8 protein-coding genes are annotated in these 9,747 nt (G+C 72.6%); 3 read left to right on the forward strand and 5 right to left on the reverse strand.

What is annotated here, in order from left to right; translation table 11 throughout:
• Window positions 1-252: 252 nt before the first annotated feature.
• From ACWEJX_RS36375 to ACWEJX_RS36395, 5 genes are all read right to left on the reverse strand, one after another.
• Window positions 253-1,923, reverse strand: coding sequence for a bifunctional uroporphyrinogen-III C-methyltransferase/uroporphyrinogen-III synthase (locus ACWEJX_RS36375; protein ID WP_403800150.1), 1,671 nt, complete (start codon window positions 1,921-1,923; stop codon window positions 253-255).
• The gene (gene hemC / locus ACWEJX_RS36380; RefSeq protein ID WP_451611688.1) at window positions 1,920-2,906 is read right to left on the reverse strand and encodes a hydroxymethylbilane synthase; all 987 of its coding nucleotides are present in this window, start codon (window positions 2,904-2,906) and stop codon (window positions 1,920-1,922) included. The genes ACWEJX_RS36375 and hemC overlap by 4 nt, the downstream gene beginning before the upstream one ends.
• On the reverse strand, window positions 2,903-4,258 hold the full coding sequence (locus ACWEJX_RS36385) for a glutamyl-tRNA reductase (RefSeq protein WP_451611689.1): 1,356 nt from the start codon (window positions 4,256-4,258) through the stop codon (window positions 2,903-2,905). Before ACWEJX_RS36385 ends, hemC begins: the two co-directional genes overlap by 4 nt.
• Window positions 4,255-5,079: a redox-sensing transcriptional repressor Rex gene (locus tag ACWEJX_RS36390; protein ID WP_451611690.1), complete on the reverse strand. Its 825-nt coding sequence runs from the start codon at window positions 5,077-5,079 to the stop codon at window positions 4,255-4,257. The genes ACWEJX_RS36385 and ACWEJX_RS36390 overlap by 4 nt, the downstream gene beginning before the upstream one ends.
• Window positions 5,080-5,351: 272 nt before the next feature.
• The gene (locus tag ACWEJX_RS36395) at window positions 5,352-5,627 is read right to left on the reverse strand and encodes a glutaredoxin family protein (protein WP_451611691.1); all 276 of its coding nucleotides are present in this window, start codon (window positions 5,625-5,627) and stop codon (window positions 5,352-5,354) included.
• Between the two features lie 136 nt (window positions 5,628-5,763).
• Between ACWEJX_RS36395 and ACWEJX_RS36400 the strand changes: the two genes are divergently transcribed.
• The 3 genes from ACWEJX_RS36400 (at window position 5,764) to ACWEJX_RS36410 (ending at window position 9,629) form a co-directional block, all read left to right on the forward strand.
• Window positions 5,764-6,726, forward strand: coding sequence for an HAD family hydrolase (locus ACWEJX_RS36400; protein WP_451611692.1), 963 nt, complete (start codon window positions 5,764-5,766; stop codon window positions 6,724-6,726).
• Between the two features lie 592 nt (window positions 6,727-7,318).
• Window positions 7,319-8,110, forward strand: a complete 792-nt coding sequence (locus ACWEJX_RS36405; RefSeq protein ID WP_451611693.1) for an ECF subfamily RNA polymerase sigma factor, BldN family — start codon at window positions 7,319-7,321, stop codon at window positions 8,108-8,110.
• 325 nt (window positions 8,111-8,435) lie between these two features.
• Complete coding sequence (locus ACWEJX_RS36410; RefSeq protein WP_451611694.1) at window positions 8,436-9,629, forward strand: DUF5667 domain-containing protein; 1,194 nt, start codon at window positions 8,436-8,438, stop codon at window positions 9,627-9,629.
• Window positions 9,630-9,747: the final 118 nt, after the last annotated feature.

Here is a 9,747-nt window from a genome sequence, read left to right on the forward strand (position 1 = left end):
GAACCCGCACCACGACCGCGGCGCCGTCGCGCCCGGCCTCAACGCGCGAGGAGCCTAGGCCCGGCAAGGGGCGTCGTCCCGTTGTGCCCACCCGTTCCGCCCCAGCGGAACGAATGCCCACAACGGGGGGGCCGGGAATGGCGCGTCGCGGCAACGGGCACCCGGCGGGCGGTGCCGTCGGGAACGCGCGCGGGGCGCGAGTCCTCGAAGGAATCGCGCCCCGCGGGCGTTCACGCCGCCTGCAACCGACGGCTACGTCGTCCTGCGCCTGCGCGCGCCCGGGCGGCGCTCGCTCGGCCGCGTCACCGGGTCGCCCGCCTCCAGCGCCGCCGCGCGGCGCCGCAGGCCGAAGTCGGCCAGGGCCTCGGCGAGCTTGTGGACGGACGGCTCGGGGGAGAGGACGTCGACGCGCAGGCCGTGTTCCTCCGCCGTCTTGGCCGTCGCGGGGCCGATGCAGGCGATGACCGTGACGTTGTGCGGCTTGCCGGCGATGCCGACCAGGTTCCGGACCGTCGACGAGGACGTGAAGAGGACCGCGTCGAAGCCGCCGCCCTTGATCGCCTCGCGCGTGTCCGCCGGCGGCGGCGAGGCGCGGACGGTGCGGTAGGCGGTGACGTCGTCGACCTCCCAGCCGAGCTCGATCAGACCGGCGACCAGGGTCTCCGTGGCGATGTCGGCGCGCGGCAGGAAGACGCGGTCGATCGGGTCGAAGACCGGGTCGTAGGGCGGCCAGTCCTCCAGGAGGCCGGCGGCGGACTGCTCCCCGCTCGGCACCAGGTCCGGCTTGACGCCGAAGTCGACGAGCGCGGCGGCGGTCTGCTCGCCCACCGCGGCGACCTTGATGCCGGCGAAGGCGCGGGCGTCGAGCCCGTACTCCTCGAACTTCTCGCGGACGGCCTTGACGGCGTTGACCGACGTGAAGGCGATCCACTCGTAGCGGCCGGTGACGAGGCCCTTGACGGCGCGTTCCATCTGCTGCGGCGTGCGCGGCGGCTCGACGGCGATGGTCGGGACCTCGTGCGGGACGGCGCCGTACGAGCGCAGCTGGTCGGAGAGCGATGCGGCCTGCTCCTTGGTGCGCGGTACGAGGACGCGCCAGCCGAAGAGCGGCTTGGACTCGAACCACGACAGCTGGTCGCGCTGCGCGGGCGCGCTGCGCTCGCCGACCACGGCTATCGCGGGGCGGTGCCCCTCGGGCGAGGGGAGCACCTTGCCCTGCTTGAAGACCTGGGCGATGGTGCCGAGCGTCGCGGTCCAGGTGCGCTGGCGGGTCGTCGTACCGGCGATGGTGACGGTGAGCGGGGTGTCCGGCTTACGGCCAGCCGCCACCAGCTCACCGGCCGCCGCGGCGACCGAATCCAGGGACGTGGACACGACGACGGTGCCGTCGGAGGCGCCGACCTCGGCCCAGCACCGGTCGTCGGCGGTGCGGGCGTCGACGAAGCGGACGTCGGTGCCCTGCGCGTCGCGCAGCGGGACACCGGCGTACGCGGGCACGCCGACGGCCGTGGCGACGCCGGGGACGACCTCGAAGGGGATGCCCTCGGCGGCGCAGGCGAGCATCTCGCTGCCGGCGTTGCCGTCGAGGCCGGGGTCGCCGGTCACCGCACGGACGACCCGCTTGCCGCCCCTCGCGGCCTCCATGACAAGATTGGTCGCATCCCTCAACACGGGGACACCGACGGTTGTTGACGCCTCGTCGACAACCGTCAGCTCAGGCGTGCTCACGCCCGCGCGCGCATGCCCGCGAACGACTTCGAGCACCTCCGGCTCGGCGATCAGGACGTCCGCGCCGGCCAGGGCCTCGACGGCCCGGAGCGTCAGCAGTCCGGGGTCGCCGGGTCCGGCGCCGAGGAAGGTGACGTGACCGTGGCCGTAACAGGCGGCGGACGCGGGGCTGGTGGTCGGGCTGGTGGGGCTCAAAGTGCTCGCTCCCCCATAAGACCGGCCGCACCCTTGGCGAGCATCTCGTCCGCGAGTTCGCGTCCGAGCGCCGTCGCCTCGTCGTAGGAGGTGGGTACGGGACCGGTGGTGGACAGCTGCACCAGCGTGGAGCCGTCGGTGGTGCCGACGACGCCGCGGAGGCGCATTTCGGTGACAACCTGCTCGGAACGAGGGCCGTCTGCCAGCAGGTCGGCCAGCGCACCCACGGGTGCGGAGCAGCCGGCCTCCAGGGCGGCGAGCAGGGATCGCTCGGCGGTCACGGCGGCCCGGGTGTACGGGTCGTCGAGCTCGGCGAGCGCGGCGACGAGGTCGGCGTTCGACGCCGAGCACTCGACGGCCAGGGCCCCCTGGCCGGGGGCGGGCAGGACCGCGTCGACCGACAGGTGGTCGAGCGACAGGGAGCCGGTGAGCTCCTCGGTTCCGCCGATGCGGTTGAGACCGGCCGCGGCGAGTACCACCGCGTCCAGCTCTCCCTTGCGCACGTAGCCGACGCGGGTGTCGATGTTCCCGCGGATCGGCACGGTCTCGATGGTCAGGCCGTGGCTGCGCGCGTACGCGTTGAGCTGGGCCATGCGGCGCGGCGAGCCGGTGCCGATGCGGGCGCCGGCGGGCAGCGTGTCGAGCGTGAGCCCGGCGCGGGCGACGAGCACGTCGCGCGGGTCCTCGCGCTTCGGGATGGCCGCGAGCACCAGGTCGGGGTGCTGGGCGGTCGGCAGGTCCTTGAGGGAGTGCACGGCGAAGTCGACCTCGCCGGCGAGCAGCGCGTCGCGCAGCGCGGCGACGAACACACCGGTGCCGCCGATCTGCGCCAGGTGCTCGCGCGAGGTGTCCCCGTACGTCGTGATCTCCACGAGCTCGACGGGCCGGCCGGTCAGCTGCCGGACGGCGTCGGCCACATGTCCGGACTGGGCCATGGCGAGCTTGCTGCGCCTGGTCCCGAGCCTCAGTGCCCTCTCGGTCATACTCGCCCTCGGTTCTTGACGTCACCGTCGTTCAGGTCGGCCCGGCTGACAGAGGCAACCGTCTCCGGGTCGAGGTCGAAGAGTGTCCGCAGTGCGTCCGCGTACCCGGCGCCGCCGGGCTCGCTGGCGAGCTGCTTGACGCGCACGGTCGGCGCGTGGAGCAGCTTGTCGACCACGCGGCGCACGGTCTGGGTGATCTCGGCGCGCTGCTTGTCGTCGAGGCCGGGCAGCCGGCCTTCGAGGCGGGCCATCTCGCCGGCGACCACGTCGGCGGCCATGGCGCGCAGGGCGACGACGGTCGGCGTGATGTGGGCGGCCCGCTGGGCGGCGCCGAAGGCGGCGACCTCGTCGGAGACGATGGTGCGCACCTGGTCGACGTCGCCTGCCATGGGCGCGTCGGCGGACGCCTCGGCGAGCGACTCGATGTCGACGAGCCGGACACCGGGCATGCGGTGGGCGGCGGCGTCGATGTCGCGGGGCATCGCGAGGTCGAGGAGGTACAGGGGCTTGTCGCGGCCCTGTATGGCGGTCTCGACGGCCTCGCCGGTGAGGACGAGTCCGGTGGCGCCGGTGCAGGAGACGACGATGTCGGCACGGGTCAGTTCGTCGCCGACGGCAACCATCTCGGCCGCGCGTGCGGCCACGCCCGTACCTCCGGGCTCGGTGAGGATCTCGACGAGCCGCTCGGCGCGGGCCATGGTGCGGTTGGCGACGACGATCTCGGCGACGCCGGCCCGCGCGAGGGTGGCGGCGGCGAGCGAGGACATCGAGCCGGCGCCGATGACGAGGGCGCGCTTGCCCGCGGCCCAGTCGGCGACCTCGGCCTCTTCGGCGAGCTGCTGCAGGCCGAAGGTGACGAGGGACTGCCCGGCCCGGTCGATGCCGGTCTCGCTGTGGGCGCGCTTGCCGACCCGCAGGGCCTGCTGGAACAGGTCGTTCAGGAGCCGGCCGGCGGTGTGCTCGTCCTGGCCGACGGCGAGGGCGTCCTTGATCTGGCCGAGGATCTGGCCCTCGCCGACGACCATGGAGTCCAGGCCGCAGGCCACCGAGAAGAGGTGGTGGACGGCCCGGTCCTCGTAGTGCACATAGAGATAAGGGGTGAGCTCTTCGAGTCCGACGCCGCTGTGCTGGGCGAGCAGCGTGGACAGCTCGGCGACCCCGGCGTGGAACTTGTCCACGTCGGCGTAGAGCTCGATGCGGTTGCAGGTGGCCAGGACGGCACCCTCGGCGGCCGGTTCGGCGGCGAGGGTGTCGTGCAGCAGCTTGACCTTGGCGTCCGCGGAGAGGGAGGCCCGCTCCAGGACGCTGACGGGGGCGCTGCGGTGGCTGAGGCCGACGACGAGGAGGCTCATGCGGGCATCACGGCGGGCATGTCCCCGTCAGGTCCTTTACGGGTGGAGTCCTCGGCGCTCCGGGCGGCCGCCGGGACGGGGGCGGCGACGGAGCCGGCCGGCACGGGGCCGGTCCCGGCGGCACCGGACTCGGCCGTGCCCTGCTCGGCGCCCGGCTCCTCGCCGGCCTTGCGCTGCTCGTGGAAGGCGAGGATCTGGAGCTCGATGGAGAGGTCGACCTTGCGCACGTCCACGCCGTCGGGCACGGAGAGCACGGTCGGCGCGAAGTTCAGGATCGAGGTGACCCCGGCGGCCACCAGCCGGTCGCAGACCTGCTGGGCGACGCCGGCCGGGGTGGCGATGACGCCGATGGAGACCCGGTCCTGCTCGATGATCTTCTCGAGGTCGTCGCTGTGCTGCACGGGCATGCCGGCGACCGGCTTGCCCTTCATCGCCGGGTCGGCGTCGATGAGCGCGGCGACCCGGAAGCCACGGGAGGCGAACCCGCCGTAACCGGCGAGGGCGGCGCCGAGGTTACCGATGCCGACGATCACGACCGGCCAGTCCTGGGTCAGGCCGAGTTCGCGGGAGATCTGGTAGACGAGGTACTCGACGTCGTAGCCGACGCCGCGCGTCCCGTACGAGCCGAGGTAGCTGAAGTCCTTGCGCAGCTTCGCGGAGTTGACCCCCGCGGCGGCCGCGAGCTCCTCGGAGGAGACCGTCGGAACGGAGCGCTCCGACAGTGCCGTGAGGGCACGCAGATACAGCGGGAGACGGGCGACGGTGGCCTCGGGAATTCCTCGGCTACGGGTCGCCGGTCGGTGAGTTCGGCCAGTTGCCACGGTGCTCCTGCGGGATGAGCGGGGCTGCAGGCGGCCATGCGTCCCAGGACCGCCCCGTCGAATGCAGGCTATGTCTTTGTGAACGCGTGCACAAAGATGGTGTCCGTTTTGTCCGGCCAAAGTGACCGGGGTCACGCGGCTGGTTCCCGTCACTGTGGAACCGCGGAGCGCGCCGGAGCGTTGAGATCCCGAAGGGGGCAAAGCCGCACACTCTCCTTGTGACGCTGCCCCCGAAACCCAACAAAACGTCCTCGATGGTAGCCGTCTTTCGGTCACGCACCCAGTTCGCGCCGCAGCCGCCCCGCGTCCACCCGCCAGAAGGTGTGCTGTTCGCCGTCGACGAGCACCACCGGGATCTGCTCCCAGTACGCGCGGTAGAGCTCCTCGTCCTGTGTGATGTCCTTCTCCTCCCAGCGTGCACCCGTCTCGGCGCACACCGCCTCGATCACCGCCCTCGCGTCGTCGCACAGATGGCACCCCGGCTTGCCGATCAGGGTCACCGTGCGCGGACCGCTCTTCTTCTTCGTACGACCGAACGTCCCGAACATGGCGTCCATTCTGCGCCGACGTCGACCGTCGGATCGCGGTCGGCAGCGGCCCGGGCGACAGAGGAGTCCCCGACTGTTCACGCCGCGGCATCCTCACGAGTCGGGAAGTACCGAACAGAGCATCTATGCTCGCAACATGGCCGCTCTGGGATGGCTCACCCCCCGTAGGCGCTCCGCCACCGCGCGCAGCGTCCTCGCAGGCGAGGCCGCCGCCGAGGCGGCGCGCAAGACCTCGGCTCAGCTGGAGCAGGAGCGGGAGGAGGCCGCCGCCGAGGCGGCCGAGATCCCCGAGCTCCTTCCCGCGGAAGCGGAGTTCCCGGTCGTCGGCGACGAACTGGCCGCCGCCTTCTTCGATCTCGACAACACCGTGATGCAGGGCGCCGCGCTCTTCCACTTCGGCCGCGGCCTGTACAAGCGGAAGTTCTTCGACAGCCGCGACCTGGCCCGGTTCGCCTGGGCCCAGGCGTGGTTCCGGCTCGTCGGCGTCGAGGACCCCGCACACATGCAGGAGGCCCGCGACAGCGCGCTCTCCATCGTCAAGGGGCACCGGGTCTCCGAGCTGATGTCGATCGGCGAGGAGATCTACGACGAGTACATGGCCGACCGGATCTGGCCCGGCACCCTCGCCCTCGCCCAGGCGCACCTGGACGCCGGCCAGAAGGTGTGGCTGGTCACCGCCGCCCCGGTCGAGACCGCGACGATCATCGCCCGCCGGCTCGGCCTGACCGGCGCGCTCGGCACGGTCGCCGAATCCGTCGACGGCGTCTACACCGGGCGGCTCGTCGGCGAGCTGCTGCACGGCCCGGCCAAGGCCGAGGCGGTACGGGCGCTGGCCGCCGCCGAGGGCCTGGAGCTGGCCCGCTGCGCCGCGTACAGCGACTCGCACAACGACATCCCGATGCTGTCGCTCGTCGGCCACCCGTACGCGATCAACCCGGACGCCAAGCTGCACCGGTACGCCAAGGAGCGCGAGTGGCGGCTGCGTGACTACCGGACCGGCCGCAAGGCCGCCAAGGTGGGCATCCCGGCCGCCGCGGGCGTCGGCGCCCTCGCGGGCGGCGCGGCCGCCGCGCTCGCGCTGCACCGCCGCCGCCGCTGAGCGCGACCCCCTTCCGCGCCGTCCGCTTCCCCCCGCCTCACTTCGTGCTGTCCCGCTTCGCACGGTCCCGCTTCTCGCCGTCCCGCTTCGCACGGTCCCGCTTCTCGCCGTCCCGCTCCGCGCGACCCATCTCGCGCGACCCTTCTCGCGCGCCTCATCGGTAACGGCCTGTGTCCGACCGTCCCCCAGGGATCATGCGGATACGTTTCGGCTGCGATCGCCTGCGACAACCACGGACCGATGGCGCTCACCCGTCCGTGGTCGAACACGCCCGCACACGGCGACGCCCGGGCATTCCCCGCTTCCTACCCGACAGCGGCGCCGATCACTCCCCCGCCCCGCAGTCGGCCACAACCGACCCCGTCTTTGATCACACTCGAAAGCAAACCGATCAACAACAGGTCCCCAAGTGCGACTAGTTCCGACTTGAAGCGGTAATGGATGCGACCGAAACGATGATTTCAGCAACTCGGTGTAGCGCTGCCTGTACGAAGCGTTATTCTCCTCAGACGCACAAGGGACCCCGCACGTCGCCACGACGAGTGAACGGTCCCGCACTGCACGTGATGGAAGCTCTGCCTCTGGGAGTCCCGTGTACCCACACGTCGGGGTTGACGCCTCGGGCCTGGCTACGCTGCGCGCAACGGTCCTCGACCACTTGCGCGGCTTCGTCCCCACCGCGTACGCCGTCCCCGCATCCGCCTTCGCCTTCGCCGGCCCGGCACCCGCCGGGCCCTGCTACGCCCTGGCCGAAAGCGGTGCCGCCGTCGGCAGACGCGGCACGCGCGGCGGCGCCGGAACCTCGACCGCCGCCCGCAGGCCCACCGCCGACAGCGACAGCGCCCGCATGATGGACCTGGTCGAGCGCGCCCAGGCCGGCGAGGCCGAGGCCTTCGGCCGGCTCTACGACCAGTACAGCGACACCGTCTACCGCTACATCTACTACCGCGTCGGCGGGAAGGCGACGGCGGAGGACCTCACCAGCGAGACGTTCCTGCGCGCCCTGCGCCGCATCTCCACCTTCACCTGGCAGGGCCGCGACTTCGGCGCCTGGCTCGTCACCATCGCCCGGAACCTGGTCGCCGACCACTTCAAGTCCAGCCGCTTCCGCCTGGAAGTCACCACCGGCGAGATGCTGGACGCCAACGAGGTCGAGCGCAGCCCGGAGGACTCAGTCCTCGAGTCCCTCTCCAACGCGGCCCTCCTCGACGCCGTGCGCCGGCTCAACCCCCAGCAGCAGGAGTGCGTCACCCTCCGCTTCCTCCAGGGCCTGTCGGTCGCCGAGACCGCCCGGGTCATGGGGAAGAACGAGGGAGCGATCAAGACCCTCCAGTACCGGGCCGTGCGCACCCTGGCCCGCCTCCTCCCGGACGACGCCCGCTGACCGCTCAGCGCCCCCCACACGCACCCCCACCCCTCGTCCCGCGAGTCGCCCCGCGAGCCGTCCCGCCGATCGCCCCGCAGTCCGTCCCCCCATCCACCCCCACCGCCCCGTCCCAACTCACAGTCGGTGACGCCTCGATGACGCACTGGTCCGATCATCTTTCGCGCGTAACCCAAGTGCCGCGCCGCTCGTTGTGCGAAATGCAGGCTCCCTGTGGTCACGCCGTGTCCACTTCCACTCACTCTTTCGTGTGGAAGCGCTCAAGGTGTGCAACCTTCCGAACCCCCCGGGGAGTCGACCGTCATGACGAGAGGAGGTGCCGCCAGTGATCGCGAACGTTTCGGCGCACCGGCGGGCGAACGCCTTCGCCCAGACCCTGGAGGATCGGACGTCCGGGGGCGGGGCGGCCGAACAGCCCGAGGCATCGGCCGAACCGGCCGAGCACGGACCGCTGTTGGCCCTGGCGCACGGTCTCGGCGAGCTGCCGAAACCACAGATGGACCCCGAGGTGAAGGTGGTGCAGCGAGCCCAGCTCGTCGCCGCCATGGAAGCCATGTTCGCGGAGGGGAGTGCCGCCGCGGGCCCTACGGTGCCGGAGCAGCGGACCGCCGGGAAGGGAGCCCACCGGGCATCCCCGCTCCGCAAGTTGCGTCCGCGCTCCCGCTGGACCAAGGGCCTCGCCGCCGGCGGGCTCACGGTCGGCGTGGCCGCCGGGGCGTTCAGCGGAGTGGCCGCTGCCAGCTCCGACGCCCTCCCCGGTGACTCCCTCTACGGCCTCAAGCGGGGCATGGAGGACATCAAGCTCGGGATGGCCGACGACGACGCCGACCGGGGCGGGATCTATCTCGACCAGGCGTCCACCCGGCTCAGCGAGGCCCGCCGCCTCATGGAGCGCGGCCGGTCCGGCGACCTCGACCACGAGTCCCTCGGCGAGATCCGCCGGGTCCTCGACGGCATGAAGCACGACGCCTCCGAGGGCCACCGGCTGCTCCGCCAGGCGTACGAGCGGGACGGCGAGATCGGCCCCATGGCCCGGCTCAACTCCTTCGCCCAGGCCCACCGCGCCACCTGGGACGGCCTGCGCGACCGGCTCCCGGTCCAGCTCACGGACGTGGGCAACGAGGTGAACGACGTCTTCAAGGCCATAGACGAAGACGTCGAGCCGCTCCAGTCCGTCCTGCCGCGCACCCCCGACCGCGGCGCCGTGGGCTCCGGCGGCCCGAGCACGCCGCGACACACCCCGGCGGCCGACCCCAAGGGCACGCACACCTCGTCGGCCACGCCCTCGCACGGCGGCGACGCCTCCCAGCCGTCGCCCTCCGGCTCCGGTTCGGGCACGCCCTCCGACGACGGCCTCCTCGGCGGCGGCCCGGGCGGCCTGCTCAGCCCGCCGCAGACGGGCCCGAGCACGGCCCCGTCCGGCGAGGAGTCGCTGCCACCCGTCCCGGACGTCACCATCCCGCCGATCCTGCCGGGACTGCTGCCGGGCCTCGGCATCGACAGCAGCGACGCGAAGTAGCGCGCGGGGTTACGGGGGTGGGGGGGGGGGGCGGGGGGGGGGGGGGGGCCCCCCCCCCCCCCCCCCACAAAACCCCCCCCCCCCCCCCCCCCCCCCCGCCGCCGCGATTAGTGGGGCC

The sequence above is a fragment of the Streptomyces sp. NPDC004788 genome (genome assembly GCF_053601115.1).

Excerpts from the sequence above, each read along its gene's own strand:
- ACWEJX_RS36385 (WP_451611689.1), bottom strand. The coding sequence starts at position 4,258 with ATGAGCCTCCTCGTCGTCGGCCTCAGCCACCGCAGCGCCCCCGTCAGC.
- hemC (WP_451611688.1), bottom strand. The coding sequence starts at position 2,906 with ATGACCGAGAGGGCACTGAGGCTCGGGACCAGGCGCAGCAAGCTCGCC.
- ACWEJX_RS36395 (WP_451611691.1), bottom strand. The coding sequence starts at position 5,627 with ATGTTCGGGACGTTCGGTCGTACGAAGAAGAAGAGCGGTCCGCGCACG.
- ACWEJX_RS36400 (WP_451611692.1), top strand. The coding sequence starts at position 5,764 with ATGGCCGCTCTGGGATGGCTCACCCCCCGTAGGCGCTCCGCCACCGCG.